Below are 15,480 nucleotides of genomic sequence, written 5' to 3' on the forward strand. Positions count from 1 at the left end.
GGCTGGCCAGGGCCGCGTAGCTGGCCGTGGAGAGCTTTTACGACAGCCTCTTAGCACAAGGGTTTTTTCTCGGGAACCCCGGGGCGGCGGGGGTAGGCCTTGGGGGTGGGCGCCACCTTGGAGAGGACCACCAGGGCCCGCCCCTCCTCCAGGAAGGGCAGGCGCAGGGGGCGCACCTCCTCCAGGGTGCCCCCGAGGAGGCCCAGGGCCCGGGGAAGGGGCTTTAGCTCCTCCGCCACCCTAGGCCCCTTCTGAGCCACCATCCGCCCCCCCACCCGGAGGAAGGGGAGGGAGAGCTCGGAAAGGGCGCAGAGGGGGGCCACGGCCCGGGCCACCACCCGGTCGTAGGCCTCGCGATGCTCCGGGCGGTGGGCAAGCTCCTCCGCCCGGCCCCAAAGGGGGTAGGCCCCCCTCAGCCCCAGGGCCTGCACCGCCTCCCCCAGGAAAGCCACCTTCTTGCGAACCGCGTCCAGAAGGACCACCTCCAGCTCGGTCCGCACGATCTTCAAGGGAAGCCCGGGAAACCCCGCCCCCGTGCCCAGGTCCAGCACCCGCAAGGGCCCTTCCCAGAGGGGAAGCCGGAGGAGGGTGAGGGAGTCCAGGAAGTGCTTGACCACCACCTCCTCCTCGGTGCGGAGGGCGGTGAGGTTGACCCTCTGGTTGGCGGCCATGAGGAGCTGGTAAAGGAGGGAAAAGGCGGGAAGGTGGGGCCTCAGGTCCAGGCCCAGGGCCCGCCCCCCCTCCAAAAGAAGCCTCTCCCCTTCCTCCGTCAGGCCCATCCCGCCCCCTGTTTCCCGTGAAACACTACCCCCACCGCCTCAGGTGGACCAAGAGGGCGGTGAGATCGGAGTCCCGTAGCCCGGGGATCCGGGCGGCCTCGGCCAGGGTGCGGGGCCTTGCCCGGGAGAGCTTCTCCACCGCCTCCCGGGAAAGCCCCGGTATCCGAGGGAAGTCCAGGCCCTCGGGGATGCGGTGAGCCTCGAGGTCCCGCATCCTCTCCCGCAGGCGCTCCTGCCGCTCAATGTAGCCCGCGTATTTGGCCCGGATCTCCACCTGGTCCGCCTCCTCGGGGGAGAGGGGGGAAGGGGGCGGGAAGCGCTCGGCCAGGGCCCGGTAGGTGTTCTCGGGGCGCCTAAGCCACTGGAGGCCCGAAACCCCCTCCACCCGCAAGGCCTCGAGGCGCCTAAGCTCCTCCGCCACCCTCCGGTACTTGGCCTCCACCCGCTTGAGGTCCTCCCTGGACCTCAGGCCCCAGGACACGGCCAAGGGGGTGAGACGCTCGTCGGCGTTGTCCGCCCGGCAAAGGAGGCGGAGCTCCACCCGGGAGGTCATCATCCGGTAGGGCTCGTCCGTGCCCCGGCCCACCAGGTCGTCCACCAGGACCCCGATGTAGCCGCTTTCCCGGGGAAGGTGGACCTCGGGGAGCCCCAGGGCGAACCGGGCGGCGTTCAGGCCCGCCAGCACCCCTTGGGCCGCCGCCTCCTCGTAGCCGGAGGTGCCGTTCACCTGCCCGGCGCTGAAAAGCCCGGGGAGGAAGCGGGACTGGAGGCCCCGGGTGAGCTCCGTGGGGTCTAAGCTATCGTACTCCACGGCGTAGGCGTAGCGCTGAATCACCGCCCGCTCAAACCCGGGGAGGCTTCGCACCATCTCCTCCTGGAGCCCGGGGGGAAGGCTAGAGGAGAAGCCCTGGAGGTAGACCTCGCTGGTGGAAAGCCCGTCCGGCTCCACGAAGAGGAGGTGGCTCTCCTTGTCGGCGAAGCGCACCACCTTGTCCTCAATGGAGGGGCAGTACCGGGGGCCGACGCCCTGGATGTCCCCGGCGTAGAGGGGGGAGAGGTGGAGGTTCTCCCGGATGAGGCGGTGGGTCCTCTCGGTGGTGCGGGTCTGCCAGGTGGGAAGCCTCTCGGCATGGGGCCCCGGGCTTCCCGTGAAACTCCCGGGCGGCACCTCGGGCGGGACCACCTCGAGGCGCCCGAAGTCCACGCTGTCGGCCCGAATCCGGGGCGGGGTCCCCGTCTTGAAGCGCCTTAAGGTGTGGCCCACCGCCTTTAGGCTTTGGGAGAGGAAGCGGGCCGGGGGCTCCCCCTGGCGCCCGGCGGGGCGGCTCTTCCTTCCGTACCAGACCACGCCGGAAAGGAAGGTCCCCCCCGCCACCACCACCGCCTTGGCGGGGATTCCCCGCCCGTCCACGGTGCGGACGCCCAAAAGCCTCCCCCCCTCCACCCAGAGGGCCGCCACCTCGCCCCGGAGGACCTCCACGGGCCTTTCCGCGAGGATCTCCTGGGCCTTTAAGGCGTAGAGGTCCCGGTCCACCTGGACCCTGAGGCTTTGCACCGCCGGGCCCTTGGAGCGGTTCAGGACCCGGGTGTGGATGGCGGCGGCATCCGCCGCCCGGCCCATGAGCCCGCCCAGGGCCACCACCTCCGCCACCAGCTGGCTCTTCCCCGGCCCCCCCACGGCGGGGTTACAGGGCATCATGCCGATCCGGTCGGGGTTTACCGTGACTAGGGCCACCCGAACCCCCAAAGCGGCCGCCGCCCAGGCCGCCTCAATGCCCGCGTGGCCCCCACCCACCACCACCACGTCGTACCCCATCCCGCCCTCCACTTTACCCAAGCCCCTGGCGTAGAATGTTCCTCCGGACGACGGGGGTGGCCTTGACCCACGAGGCGGTTTGGCAACACGTCCTGGAGCACATCCGGCGCAACATCACCGAGGTGGAGTTCCACACCTGGTTTGAAAGGATCCGTCCCCTGGGCGTTCGGGACGGGGTGTTGGAGCTCGCCGTGCCCACCTCCTTCGCCCTGGACTGGATAAGGCGGCACTACGCCGAGCTCATCCAGGAAGCCCTAAGCCTCCTCGGGGCCCAGGCCCCCCGCTTTGAGCTCAAGGTGGTGCCGGGGGCCGTGGTCCAGGAGGACATCTTCCACGCCTCCCCCAAGCCGGAAAGCGAAAAGCCCAAGCTCAACCCCAAGTACACCTTTGAGAACTTCGTGGTGGGGCCCAACAACTCCATGGCCCACGCCGCCGCCGTGGCCGTGGCCGAGTCCCCGGGCCGGGCCTACAACCCCCTCTTCATCTACGGGGGGGTGGGGCTGGGGAAGACCCACCTGATGCACGCCGTGGGCCACTCCGTGGCCAAGCGCTTCCCCCACCTGAAGATCGAGTACGTCTCCACGGAGACCTTCACCAACGAGCTCATCAACGCCATCCGCGAGGACCGCATGGCCAAGTTCCGCGAGCGCTACCGCTCCGTGGACCTCCTCCTGGTGGACGATATCCAGTTCATCGCCGGCAAGGAGCGCACCCAGGAGGAGTTCTTCCACACCTTCAACGCCCTTTACGAGGCCCACAAGCAGATCATCCTCTCCTCCGACCGCCCCCCCAAGGACATCCTCACCCTCGAGGCCCGCCTCCGGAGCCGTTTTGAGTGGGGCCTCATCACCGACATCCAGCCCCCCGACCTGGAAACCCGCATCGCCATCCTCAAGATGAACGCCGAGCAAAGGGGCCTCCGCATCAGCGAGGACGTCCTGGAGTACATCGCCCGCCAGGTGACCTCCAACATCCGCGAGCTGGAGGGGGCCCTCATGCGCGCCATCGCCTACGCCTCCCTGAACGGGGTGGAGCTCACCCGAAGCGTGGCCGCCAAGGCCCTCTCCGACATCTTCGCCCTGCAGGAGGTGAAGGTAGACCCCAAGGAGATCGTACGCACGGTAGCCGAGCACTTCGCCCTCCGCCCCGAAGATCTCCTGGGAATCGGCCGAAGGAAGGAGGTGGTGCTTCCCCGCCAGATCGCCATGTACCTGGTGCGGGACCTGACCAGCTCCTCCCTCCCCGACATCGGCCAGCTCTTCGGGGGTCGGAACCACGCCACGGTCCTCTACGCCATTCAGAAGGTCCAGGAGCTTTCGGAAACCGACCGGGAGGTGCAAGCCCTGCTCCGGGCCCTCCGGGCGAAGCTGGGGTGAGGCCTGTGGATAACCTGTGGATAACCCTGTGGATAACCCACCCTTCCCTGTGGATAACCTTGTGGACAACCTGTGGACAACCCAGGGGGGTCGGGACCCTGTGGATAACCCGCCGGTTATCCACAGGTTATCCACAAGGGGGCCTGGGTTTTCCACAAGGGTTATCCACAAACCCTATGCCCTCCAGGAGCGGTTTTTCCCCCACTTATCCACATATCCACAGGCCCTACTACTACAGCTACGGATCTTTAAAATCTTTAAAAGCACTTGGTAGTAACAGTAAGGAGAGGAGCGAGAGATGAAGCTAGCCCTTCCAAAAAACCTCCTAGCCGAGCAGATCGCCCTTCTGGAGCGGGTCATTCCCTCTAGGAGCTCCAACCCCTTGCTTACCTACGCGGGCCTGGCCGCGGGGCCGGAAACGTTGGTCCTCTTCGGTTCCAACGGGGAGGTGGACTTGGAGATCCGCCTTCCCGCCCGGGTTCAGGGGGAGGGGGCTTACCTCGTTCCTTCCCAGCCCTTCTTCCAGCTGGTGCGGAGCCTCCCAGGGGAAGAGGCGGTCCTTTCCTTGGAGAGGGAGCTGGAGCTTTCCTCGGGGCGCTTCACCACCCGGCTGAGCCTGGCTCCCGTGGAGGGTTACCCCGAGCTTCTCTTCCCCGAACCCGAGGGGCCCAGCGAAGCCTTTCCCCTGCAGGCCCATATCCCCGCGGGCGACCTTCTCCGCCTCCTTACCCAGGTCCGCTACGCCGCCAGCAACGAGGAGTACCGGGCCATCTTCCGGGGGGTGCAGCTGGAGTTTTCCGAAGGGGGCTTGAGGGCGGTGGCCTCCGACGGCTACCGCTTGGCCCTTTCCGAGCTTCCCAAGCCCCAGCCCTTCGCCAAAAAGGCGGTGGTCCCCGCCCGGAGCGCCGATGAGGTGGTCCGGGTCCTAAAGGCCCTGGGGGAAGGGGAGGTGGCTTTAGCCCTGGGCCCCGGGACCTTGGGCCTGGCGGTGCGGGGGGAGGGTGCGGAGGTGCGGATGGCCGTGCGCCTCATGGAAGGGGAGTTTCCTGACTACGAAAAGGTGATTCCCAAAGACTTCCCCTTGAGGGTGCGCCTCGAGGTGGACCCCTTCCGCGAGGCCCTGCGCCGGGTGAGCGTGCTCTCGGACCGGCAGAACCACCGGGTGGACCTCCTCTTCCAGGAGGGCCGGGCGCTCCTTTCCGCCGAAGGGGACTACGGGAAGGGCCAGGAGGAGGTGGCGGTGGCCATGGAGGGCACCCCCATGGGCCTGGCCTACAACGCCCGCTACCTCCTGGAGGCCCTGGCTCCTCTGGAAGGCGAGGCCTTTCTGGAGATGAGTGGACCCACCAGCCCCAGCCTGGTGCGCCCTTCCGGGGAGGGGGGCTACCGGGCGGTGGTGGTGCCCCTGAGGGTGTAGGCTTGGAAAGGAGGGGCGTGAAGCGCTTCCATAGGAGGGATCCATGACCACGATTGTCAGCGTGAAGGCGCGGGAGGTGCTGGATTCCCGAGGCTTCCCCACGGTGGAGGCGGAGGTGGAGCTGGAAGGGGGGGTGCGGGGCCGGGCCCTGGTGCCCTCCGGGGCCTCCACGGGCGCCCATGAGGCCCTGGAGCTAAGGGATGGGGGCGGGCGCTACCTGGGCAAGGGGGTGCGCCGGGCGGTGGAGAACGTCAACGAGCGCATCGCCCCCGAGCTCATCGGCCGGGATGCCCTGGACCAGGAGGGGGTGGACCGGGCCATGCTGGAGCTGGACGGCACCCCCAACAAGGCGAACCTGGGGGCCAACGCCATCCTGGCCGTCTCCTTGGCCACGGCCCGGGCGGCGGCTTTGGCCTTGGGGCTACCCCTCTACCGCTACCTGGGTGGGGTTCAGGGAGTGGTCCTTCCCGTTCCCTTGATGAACGTCATCAATGGCGGTAAGCACGCCGACAACCGCCTGGACTTCCAGGAGTTCATGCTGGTGCCCGCCGGGGCGGAAAGCTTCTCCGAGGCTTTGCGCATCGGGGCCGAGGTCTTTCACGCCCTCAAGGGCGTGCTGAAGGAAAGGGGCTACAGCACCAACGTGGGGGACGAGGGGGGCTTCGCCCCGGACCTGAAGCAGAACGAGGAGGCGGTGGAGCTCCTCCTCCAGGCCATTGAGCGGGCGGGGTACACCCCTGGGGAGGAGGTCTCCCTGGCCCTGGACCCCGCGGCGAGCGAGTTTTACCGGGACGGGAAATACCACCTGGAGGGGGAGGGCAAGGTCCTGACCCCTGAGGAGATGGTGGCCTTCTGGGCGCGGTGGGTGGAGAAGTACCCCATCCGCTCCCTCGAGGACGGGATGGCCGAGGACGACTGGGAGGGGTGGAGGCTTCTCACCCAGGAACTCGGGGAGAAGGTGCAGCTGGTGGGGGACGACCTCTTCGTCACCAACCCGGAAAGGCTCCGCATGGGCGTTGAGCGGGGCGTGGCCAACGCCATCCTGGTCAAGGTGAACCAGATCGGCACCCTCTCCGAGACCCTCGAGGCCATCCGCTTGGCCCACCGGTCGGGCTACCGGGCGGTGATCAGCCACCGCTCCGGGGAGACGGAGGACCCCTTCATCGCCGACCTGGCCGTGGCGGTGAACGCCGGCCAGATCAAGACCGGCTCCCTTTCCCGCTCCGACCGCTTGGCCAAGTACAACCAGCTTTTGCGCATCGAGGAGGAGCTGGGCCAGGCGGCCCGCTTCCTGGGCTATGGGGCCTTTTAAGCGCACCAAGATCGTGGCCACCCTGGGCCCGGCCACGGACACCAAGGAAACCATCCGGGCCTTGGCCGAGGCAGGGGCCGATGTCTTCCGCTTGAACTTCAGCCACGGCACCCCTGAGGACCACAGGAGGCAGGCGGCCTGGGTACGGGAGGTGTCCCAAGAGCTTGGCAGGACCCTGGCCATTCTCCAAGACCTGCAGGGCCCCAAGATCCGCATCGGCCGCTTTCAGAAGGGCCGGGTGGAGCTCAAGCCGGGCCAACCCTTCGTTCTTACCCGGCTCCCCGTGGAGGGGAACGAGACCCGGGTTTCCCTCACCTACAAGGGGCTCCTCGAGGACGTGCGCCCTGGGCAGGTGCTCCTTTTGGACGATGGCCGGATCCGCCTCCGGGTGGAGAAGGTGGTGGGGGACGAGATCCACACCCTGGTGGAGGTGGGGGGCATCCTCTCCGACCACAAGGGCATCAACGTCCCGGGGGCCGACCTCTCCATCCCCGCCCTCTCGGAAAAGGACATCCAGGACCTGGCCCTGGGGGCGGAGATCGGGGTGGACTGGGTGGCGGTCTCCTTCGTGCGCACCCGGGACGACCTCCTCCTCGCCCGGCACTACCTCTCCCGCTACGGCTCCCGGGCCCGGCTCATGGCCAAGATAGAGAAGCCCTCGGCCGTGGCCCGCTTTGAGGAGATCCTGGAGGAGGCCGACGGCATCATGGTGGCCCGGGGGGACCTAGGGGTGGAGATGCCCCTGGAGGAGGTCCCCATCGTCCAGAAGCGCCTCATCCTCCGCTGCATCGCCGCGGGCAAGCCGGTGATCACCGCCACCCAGATGCTGGAGTCCATGGTGCAAAACCCCAGCCCCACCCGGGCCGAAGCCTCGGACGTGGCCAACGCCATCTTTGACGGCACGGACGCGGTGATGCTCTCGGCGGAGACCGCCGCCGGGGCCTACCCCGTGGAGGCGGTGGCCATGATGAGCAGGATCGCCAAGGCGGTGGAGACCTCCCCCGAGTTTGTGCAGAAGCTCAACGTCCTCAGGCCCTCTCCCACCCCCACCACCCAGGACGCCATCGCCCAGGCGGCCGACGACATCGTGGAGGCCGTGGGAGCCCGGGCCATCGTGGTCTTCACCGCCACGGGAAGCTCGGCCCGCAGGATCGCCCGCACCCGGCCCCAGGTACCCATCCTGGCCCTCACCCCTAGCCCCGAGGTGGAGCGCCAGCTGGCCTTGGTCTGGGGGGTGGTGCCCCACCTGGCCCCGGACCCCCAGGACACGGACGACATGGTGCGCATCGCCCTTAGGGAGGTGAAGGCTTTGGGCCTCGCCCAGGTGGGGGAGCGGGTGGTCATCGCCGCCGGGGTGCCCTTTGGGGTCCGGGGGACCACCAACCTCCTCCGGGTGGAGCGGGTGGCCTAGGGGAAGAGGGCCAAGGCGCTCACCACGGGCCTGGGGGAGCCCGGGTAAGGGCTTCTGAGCCGCCCCTTCACCCAGAGCTGGGCCGAGCCGCCCCCGTCCATGCGGAGGGCGTTCCAGGCGCCTAAGGAGAGGAGGGCCCGGGCCAGGACCCCGGGGGTGGTGGGCTCGGAGACGAGGAGCCAGAGCCTCCCCTCCTTGGTCCAGGCCACCGCCGCCTGGGGGGCCACGGCCTGGAGGGGCCTAGGGTCCTTGAAGTTCTCCTTGCTGGGGTCGTAGGCGTACCGCCCCTCCTTGAGGAGGAGAGGCCCCCCTTCCAGGGCGTAGCGGAAGGGGGGGTTGAGGGCGCCGTAGAGGGCGAGCCGGTCCCCCACCCCAAGGGGAAAAGGGGGAGCCTCCTTGGGGAAGGTGAGGGCCCAGGCTCCTGGGGGAAGCTCGGCCGGGGCGGGGAGGAGGGCCACCACCCGGTCCTCCCGCACCAAGGCCACCCCTTCCCCCTCCCGGCCTACGGGGCCCGGCACCGTGTGGGCGGTGTAGCGGGCGCGGGAGGCGTTCACCCCCACCCGGACCCGGTTTCCATCCGGCCCCACCGCCTCGGCGAGGAACCTAGGGTAGTCCAGGAAGAAGGCGAACCCGTCCCAAAGGAGGGCCACCCGGCCGTAGGGGTAGGAGAGGGTCACCCCGTCCTGCACCCAAAGCCCGATGGGGGTCCCGCTCTTGGGGTCAAAGTAGCCCCCGTTCAGGACGGCGAGGGCGCCCGGGGCCAGGTCCTGGGGAAGCGCCCTCTTCCCCGGAGTGCCCACGGGGAGGAGCCTTCCCCTTTCCGCCTCCACCAGGTAAAGCCTCAGGGGCTCGGGGGTGAAGGCGTAGACCTCCCGGTAGCGCACCCCCGGGGCCAAGGCCTCCTCCACCTCGGGGGCGAGGAGGTAGAGGTCCAGGACCAGGCGGGGGGGGTCCTCGAGGGGGAAGAGGCGGTAGTAGAGGCGGCCCTGCTCCGCCCTCAAGGCGAGCTCGGTGGCCTCGGGGAGGAGGCGCACTTGAGCCCTTAGGCCCGCGGGCCAGGGGGCCTCGAGGAGGTCCGGGGCGAGGTAAGGCAGGTGGAGGGTGGTCCCCGCCTTCCCCCGCTCCTCTTGGGGCTCGGCCGGGTAAGGAGCGGGCAGGTCCAGGACCACCCTCAGCCCCGAAGGCTTGTTCCCGAAACGCGCCCCCGCCTCGGGCACCCGGAAGTGGCCCAGGGATTTAAGGGCCTCCAGGGGAAAGCGGTCCCCCTGGGGCGGCGGGAGCTCCCCCCCCAAGGGCTCGGCCCAGCCCACCCCGGGGATGTAGGCGTAGCGCTTCCCAAATCCCTCGTACACCCAGGCCCCGGCCTCCTCCCGGAAGGTGAGGCCGAGGCTTTCCGCGGGAAGGAGGGTCTGGCCCAGGGCGAGGCCGCAAAAGAGGAGGAGGGCGAAGGACCTCATCCCCCACAGGAAACCAGGCCCGGGTGAGAAGCGGGTTATCCCTTCACCACGATGAGGGGCCTGAGGCGGGCCGCCTTTTTCCCGATCCCCGCCCCCTCCACCGCCTCCACCACCAAGGAGACGTCCTTGTAGGCCTCGGGCATCTCCTCGTCCACCGTGGCCCGGGTGGCGGCCCGGACCAGGATGCCCCTTTCTGCGAGCTCCTTCACCAGGTTCCGCTCCCGGGCCACCTTTTTGGCCTGGTGGCGGCTCATCTTCCGCCCGGCCCCGTGGCAGCTGCTTCCGAAGGAGACCGCCATGGCCTTCTCCGTGCCTGCGAGAACATAGGAGTAGCGCCCCATGTCCCCCGGCACCAGGACGGGCTGGCCCACCTCCCGGTACTCCTCGGGGATCTCCGGGTGGCCGGGGCCGAAGGCCCGCGTGGCCCCCTTGCGGTGGACCAGGACCCGCCTCCTTCCGTGCTCCTCAAACTTGGCGTTGTTGTGGGCGAGGTCGTAGAGGACCCTAAGGCCGTGGTCCTTGGGGTTAAAGCCCACCTTCTCAAAGGCCTCCCGCACGAAGTGGGCGATGAGCTGGCGGTTGGCGAAAGCGAAGTTGGCGGCGGCGGCCATGGCCTGGAGGTAGTCCTGGCCCTCGGGGCTCCCTATGGGGGCCGCGGCGAGCTGTTTGTCCACGAGCTCAATGCCGTACCGGGGGGCGGCTTTGAGGAAGCGCTCCACGTAGTCCTGGCAGACCTGGTGGCCGAGGCCCCGGCTTCCCGTGTGGATGAGGACGGTGATCTGCCCCTTGAAGAGGCCGAAGGCCCGGGCGGCCTCCTCGTGGTAGACCTCGTCCACGTACTGCACCTCCAGGAAGTGGTTCCCGCTCCCCAGGGTGCCGATCTGGGGGGCCCCCCGCTCAAAGGCCCTTTCCGAGACCTTTTCGGGGTTGGCCCAGGGGAGGCGGCCCTCGGACTCAATGAAGCGCAGGTCCTCGGGGTAGCCGAAGCCCCGCTTCACGAGCCAGCCCGCCCCCTCCTTGAGGATCTCCTTGAGCTCCTTTTTGCTGAAGCGCACGTCCCGCCGTTCGCTCCCCACCCCGGAGGGCACCAGGCGGTAGAGGGCGTCGGCGAGTTCCTTCTGCCGGGGCAGGAGGTCCTCCAGGGTGAGGTGGGAAAGAAGGAGGCGGACCCCACAATTTATATCAAAACCAACTCCGCCCGGGCTCACCACCCCGCCCTCCTCCGGGTCAAAGGCCGCCACCCCCCCGATGGGGAAGCCGTAGCCCCAGTGGATGTCGGGCATGGCCAGGGCGGGCTCCACGATGCCCGGGAGGGTGGCCACGTTCATGAGCTGCTGCAAGGAGGCGTATCCCTCGGCCTCGAGGTCCTTCAGAATCTCCTCCGAGGCGAAGAAGACCGCGTCCACCCGCATCTTCCCCTGCCGGAGGATGCGGTAGGTGAAGGGGGCGATCCTCTCAAAGCGCATGGCGCCCTCCCAAAAAAACCGCCGGGCTTTTGGGCCCGGGCTTACCTTCAGGCTACCCCGGTATGCGGTATGCGTCAAGGCTATGCGTCCGGGTGTAGGCTTAGGCCATGCGCGGCCTTCTCTTAAGGCTTCTTCTCAACACCCTGGCCCTTTGGTTGGTGAGCCTTTTCTACCCCGGGGTGGCCTTCGCTCCCGGGGCGGGGCTTTTGGACTACCTGGTGGCCGGAGCCATCTGGGGCCTGGCCAACGCCTTTCTCCGCCCCCTTTTCCTCTTCCTCGCCCTCCCCCTCAACCTTCTCACCCTGGGGCTTTTCACCTGGGTGGTGAACGGCGCCCTCCTTTACCTGGTGGCCCAGGCCACGGCCCTGGAGGTCCAGGGCTTCCTCGAGGCCCTCCTGGGAGCTTTCCTCCTTTCCCTGGTGAGCCTCTTCCTCAACTGGCTCTTCCGGGACTAGCGGTTTTCCATCACTTGGACCTTATCGGGCGGTGAGGACCGGCCCCACGGCGTGGCGGACCACGTATTCCGCCGTGCTTCCCAGGAGGAACCTCTGCACCGGGGCCCCCAGGACCAGGAGGTCCGTGGGGTTTTGCAGGGCCAGAAGGTGCTCGGCGGGGTCCCCGGAGAGGGCCAGGGCCTCCGCCTCGAGGCCTTGGTCCTTCAGGTAAGCCTCCGCCTCCAGGGCCCAGGAGCCCGCCTGCACGGGATCCTCGTGGACGCTCACCACCCGCACCCTAAGCCCCAGGGGCCTGGCCAGGGCGGCCAGGGTGTGCATGGCCCGCACGGCGCTCTCCGAGGCGTTGTACCCGAGGAGGGCCCCCTCCAGCGCCACGTAGTCCACGGGGGCCACCACCACGGGGATGGGGGAGGCCCGGAGCACCCGGTCCACGGTGCTCCCCAGGCCCAGGAAGCTTCCCCCGTGGGCCTCGCCGCTTCGGCCCAGGACCAGGAGGTCCGCCCCCCGGGCGTGGCGCAGGATGACCTCGTGGGGAAGGCCGGTTTCCATGAGGGTCTCGGTCTCTATGCCCGCCTCCCGGGCACTTTTTTGTAAGCTATCTATTATAGCCTCGCCCTTGAGGGTCAGGACCCTCTCCAGCTCCTGGCGGTAGACGGGGAGGGGGATGGTGAGGGCTCCCAGGTCCAAGGGCTCGAGGCCCCGCAAAAGGCGGACGTCTCGCACGTAGAGGAGAAGGAGCTTGGCCGAGAGCTTGTAGGCCAGCCACTCCGCCAGCACCTCCGCCCCCTTGGCCTGGGGCGAGCCGTCCGTGGCGAGGAGGATCCGCATGCTTCCATCTTACGCCGCCTTGCGCTCGGGTTCCCTCACCCCCCTGGCCAGCGCCCAAGCGGGCAGGATCAGGCTTCCCAGGGCCAAAAGGACGGGCATGACCCCCAGGGTTTCTATGAGGTGGCCGATGGGGGCGTAGAAAAGCCCGGCGAACCCCCAGGTGAAGTCCATGAGGAGCCCGGACACCGTGGCCGTCTGGGCCGGCTCCAGCTCCTGGGCCAGGGCCACGGCCACGGGAATCCCGGCGTTCATCAGGGCCCCGGTGGCGGCGAGGAGGAGCAGGTACAGGGGGTTTTCCGGCGGGAAGAGGAGGAGGCCGAGGTAAAGGGGAAGGCCAAAGGAGAGGGTGCTGAGGAGCACCGCCTTCCGCCCCAGCCGGTCCGAGAGGGTGCCCCCGAGGAAGGTGCCCAAGGTGGCGGAGAAGCTGTAGACGGAGAGGCTTAAGGCGGTGTAGGCGTCGGAGAGACCCCTCTGGGCGAACCAGTAGGGCAAGGTGGTGGAAAAGCTCATGAAGACCAGGCTCCTCAGGGTGGCCATGCCCCAAAGCCGGGCCACGTCCCCCCGGAAGACCCGGAGGAAGTCCTTCACCCCGGCGGGCTTGCCTCGGCGCCGCACCGGGGGAAGGCGGAGGAGGGCCAGGGCGGGAAGAAGGGCCAAGGGGGTGAGCCAAAGGAGTCCCCTAAGCCCCAGGGCCCCCACGGTGAAGAGGGCCACGATGGGGCCCAGGGAAAGCCCCAGGTAGCCCGCGGAGCCGAAGAAGGAAAGCCAAAACCCCCTGCGCTCCTTCGGGGCGAACTCCCCCACCAGGCTGGCCCCCGAGGCGTGAAAGAGGGCCGAGCCCAGGCCCGCCAGGCCGAGGGCCAAAAGCAGAAGCTCAAAGCGAGGCCAAAGGCCCATGGACCCCATCCCCAAGGCCACCAGGACCGGCCCCAAAGCCGAAAGGAGCCTCCGGTCCATCCGGTCGGCCACGAGGCCGGCGAAGGGCTGGAGGAGGCTTCCCGTGAGGGAGTAAACGGAGACCAAAAGCCCCGCCGTTCCCAGGCCCACGCCGAAGTGGGCCATGAGCTTGGGGAGGAGGGGGGTGAGGAAGTTCCCGAAGAGGTCGTTGACCGTGTGGAGCCAGGCGAGGAGGAGGGGCAGCACCCCTCCATGCTAAACCCGCTTCTCAGGAAGGGTGTGTTAGAATCCCCACGTGCTTGGGGCTTTCCGGAAGCCAAGGAAGGGCCAAAAGAAAATGGCGCGCCCGAGAGGACTCGAACCTCTGACCTTCGGCTCCGGAGGCCGACGCTCTGTCCAGCTGAGCTACGGGCGCACTCAAGCGGGAGTACTATAGCACGGGAAGAAGGAGGCGGTCAAGTGTTTGGCATCAACAAGAGGCTCGTCACCATCCTTTTCGGCTTGCTGGCCCTGGCCTTCGCCGTGGGGGCCATCCTCCTCTTTACCCCCAAGGCGGGGCAGACGGCCCGGGGCAAGCCCGTCCTTTGGGTCAACGGCAAGGCGGTCTACGAGCTGGACCTCCTCAGGCTCCAGGGCAATGACCCCCTCTACGCCGCCAACCCCCAGGGGCTTCTCAAGACCCTGGTGGACACCCACTTTCTGGAGCAGGTGATCCTCACCGAGGCCCTAAGGCAAGACGCCGCCCGCATCCGGGTGGGGAGCGCCGAGGTGCGCAAGGAGGTGGACCGCATCCGCGAGCAGTACGGCCTGAAGGACAAGAAGGCCTACGAGCAGTTCCTCAACCAGGTGGGCTACACCGACGCCGAGCTTCGCCAGGAGATCAAGGCCCAGCTCCAGATCCAGAAGCGCCTGGAGCAGATCCGCTCCGCCGCCAAGCCCACCCCGGAGGAGGCGCGCTTTTACTTTGAGGTCCACCGGGAAAACTACAAGACCGAGCCTCGAGTCCTGGCCCGGCAGATCGTGCTGGACGACAAGAAGCTGGCGGAGGAGCTCCTCGCCAAGCTGAAGGCGGGGGAGGACTTCGCCCTCTTGGCGAAGCAGCACTCCAAGGTGGGGGCCGAGCAAGGAGGGGCCCTAGGGGCGGGCCCCGGGGAGACGGAGCCCAAGCCCGTGACCCAGGTGGTCTTCCCGGAGGCGGTGGCCCAGGAGGTCTTCGCCCTCAGGGGCCCGGGCCTGGTGGGGCCCGTAGAGGCCGCGGGGCGGTACTACCTGGTGAAGGTGGAGGCCTACCTGCCCCCCAAGGTGCCCGCCTTTGAGGAGGTGAAGGACCGGGTGGAGAAGGACGCCCAGGAGGCCAAGGGGAACGGGGCCCTGGAGGCCTACCTGGAGGACCTGCGCAAGAAGGCCCAGGTGCGCTTCGCCGAGAACATCCCCTACGCCTACAAGAACCCGCCCGTGGCCAAGGTCAACGCCAAGGAGATCCTCCTCAGCGAGGTGCTCCAGCCCGTTTTCTCCAGCCAGCAGACCCAGGCCCTGGTTCAGCAGGGCCTGGGGGAGCTCGCCGTCCAGTTCTTTCTTCCCCAGACCCTGGAGAGCCTCATAGACCGGGAGCTTCTGGTGGAGGCGGCGGGGAAGAGTGGGAAGCCCTTCATCGGCACCAAGGACGCCATCGCCCAGGCTTACCTCCTCTACGAGACCCGAGACGCGACCGCCACGGAGGCCGAGGCCAAGAAGTTCTACGCCGAAAACCCCGCCCTCTTCACCCTTCCCGCCAGCGCCCGGGTGGTGGAGGTGGTCTTCAAGGAGGAGGCCAAGGCTAAGGCCTTCCGCGAAGCGGCCCTGAGGGCCCAGGACCTCGAGGCCCTGGCCAAGGCCCACGAGGGCAGCGTCACCGACCACGGCACCGTGAGCCCCAACCAGCTCCCGGCGGTGCTGGACCGCCTGGTCTTCAAGGTGAAGGAGGCCTTCCCCAAGGGTCCCCTGGGGGAGGTGAGCGAGGTGGTGAAGCTGGAGGACGGGACCTTCGCCGTTCTCCTCATCAAGGACCGCAAGCCGGAGGTCCTGAAGCCCTACGAGGCGGTCAAGGAGGAGGCCCTGGATAGGGTGGTGGCCAAGAAGCGCCAGGAAAAGGCCCAGGCCCTCCTCCAGGCCTTGCGCAAGGAGGCCAGGATAGAAAACCGCCTGAGCCAGGTGCTGGCGGAGCTCACCCCCAAGACGGAGGAGAAGCCTAAGGAGGCTCCAGGGGAAACCCCGGCGAAACCTTGAG

The 15,480-nt window shown here is 68.3% G+C and carries 12 protein-coding genes and 1 tRNA gene; 6 read left to right on the plus strand and 7 right to left on the minus strand.

Annotated features, from left to right (window positions below):
* Positions 1-50 precede the first annotated feature (50 nt).
* Both rsmG and mnmG read right to left on the minus strand, forming a co-directional pair.
* Positions 51-779, minus strand: coding sequence for a 16S rRNA (guanine(527)-N(7))-methyltransferase RsmG (rsmG, locus tag ABJK26_RS04230; RefSeq protein WP_347240995.1), 729 nt, complete (start codon positions 777-779; stop codon positions 51-53).
* A 25-nt stretch (positions 780-804) separates the two neighbouring features.
* Positions 805-2,595 carry a tRNA uridine-5-carboxymethylaminomethyl(34) synthesis enzyme MnmG gene (mnmG, locus tag ABJK26_RS04235; RefSeq protein WP_347240996.1) on the minus strand — a complete coding sequence of 597 codons (1,791 nt, stop codon included), beginning with the start codon at positions 2,593-2,595 and terminating at the stop codon, positions 805-807.
* Between the two features lie 62 nt (positions 2,596-2,657).
* Between mnmG and dnaA the strand changes: the two genes are divergently transcribed.
* The 4 genes from dnaA to pyk all read left to right on the plus strand — a co-directional run bounded on the left by dnaA (position 2,658) and on the right by pyk (position 8,111).
* Complete coding sequence (dnaA, locus tag ABJK26_RS04240; RefSeq protein WP_347241037.1) at positions 2,658-3,971, plus strand: chromosomal replication initiator protein DnaA; 1,314 nt, start codon at positions 2,658-2,660, stop codon at positions 3,969-3,971.
* A 298-nt stretch (positions 3,972-4,269) separates the two neighbouring features.
* A complete protein-coding gene (dnaN, locus tag ABJK26_RS04245) occupies positions 4,270-5,388 on the plus strand; it encodes a DNA polymerase III subunit beta (protein WP_347240997.1) in 1,119 nt (372 codons plus the stop codon).
* Positions 5,389-5,431: 43 nt separating this feature from the next.
* A complete protein-coding gene (eno, locus tag ABJK26_RS04250) occupies positions 5,432-6,700 on the plus strand; it encodes a phosphopyruvate hydratase (RefSeq protein WP_347240999.1) in 1,269 nt (422 codons plus the stop codon).
* Positions 6,687-8,111, plus strand: a complete 1,425-nt coding sequence (pyk, locus tag ABJK26_RS04255; protein WP_347241001.1) for a pyruvate kinase — start codon at positions 6,687-6,689, stop codon at positions 8,109-8,111. The genes eno and pyk overlap by 14 nt, the downstream gene beginning before the upstream one ends.
* On the opposite strand, the gene ABJK26_RS04260 is transcribed toward pyk, so the two are convergent.
* Positions 8,108-9,568: a phosphodiester glycosidase family protein gene (locus ABJK26_RS04260; protein WP_347241002.1), complete on the minus strand. Its 1,461-nt coding sequence runs from the start codon at positions 9,566-9,568 to the stop codon at positions 8,108-8,110. The two genes, pyk and ABJK26_RS04260, sit on opposite strands and share 4 nt — an antisense overlap.
* Before the next feature lie 35 nt (positions 9,569-9,603).
* Positions 9,604-11,034, minus strand: coding sequence for an RNA ligase RtcB (rtcB, locus tag ABJK26_RS04265; RefSeq protein WP_347241003.1), 1,431 nt, complete (start codon positions 11,032-11,034; stop codon positions 9,604-9,606).
* A 107-nt stretch (positions 11,035-11,141) separates the two neighbouring features.
* On the opposite strand from rtcB, the gene ABJK26_RS04270 reads away from it, so the two are divergent.
* A complete protein-coding gene (locus ABJK26_RS04270) occupies positions 11,142-11,489 on the plus strand; it encodes a phage holin family protein (RefSeq protein WP_347241004.1) in 348 nt (115 codons plus the stop codon).
* A gap of 21 nt (positions 11,490-11,510) precedes the next feature.
* Here the strand turns inward: ABJK26_RS04270 and ABJK26_RS04275 are convergent, their stop codons facing one another.
* From ABJK26_RS04275 to ABJK26_RS04285, 3 genes are all read right to left on the minus strand, one after another.
* Positions 11,511-12,317, minus strand: a complete 807-nt coding sequence (locus ABJK26_RS04275; protein WP_347241005.1) for a universal stress protein — start codon at positions 12,315-12,317, stop codon at positions 11,511-11,513.
* 9 nt (positions 12,318-12,326) lie between these two features.
* Complete coding sequence (locus ABJK26_RS04280) at positions 12,327-13,460, minus strand: MFS transporter (protein ID WP_347241006.1); 1,134 nt, start codon at positions 13,458-13,460, stop codon at positions 12,327-12,329.
* Positions 13,461-13,552: 92 nt separating this feature from the next.
* Positions 13,553-13,629 (minus strand) — tRNA-Arg (locus ABJK26_RS04285).
* 44 nt (positions 13,630-13,673) lie between these two features.
* On the opposite strand from ABJK26_RS04285, the gene ABJK26_RS04290 reads away from it, so the two are divergent.
* A complete protein-coding gene (locus ABJK26_RS04290) occupies positions 13,674-15,479 on the plus strand; it encodes a peptidyl-prolyl cis-trans isomerase (protein WP_347241007.1) in 1,806 nt (601 codons plus the stop codon).
* Position 15,480 lies beyond the last annotated feature (1 nt).

It is taken from the genome of Thermus sp. (assembly GCF_039793865.1).
Taxonomy (GTDB): Bacteria; Deinococcota; Deinococci; order Deinococcales; family Thermaceae; genus Thermus.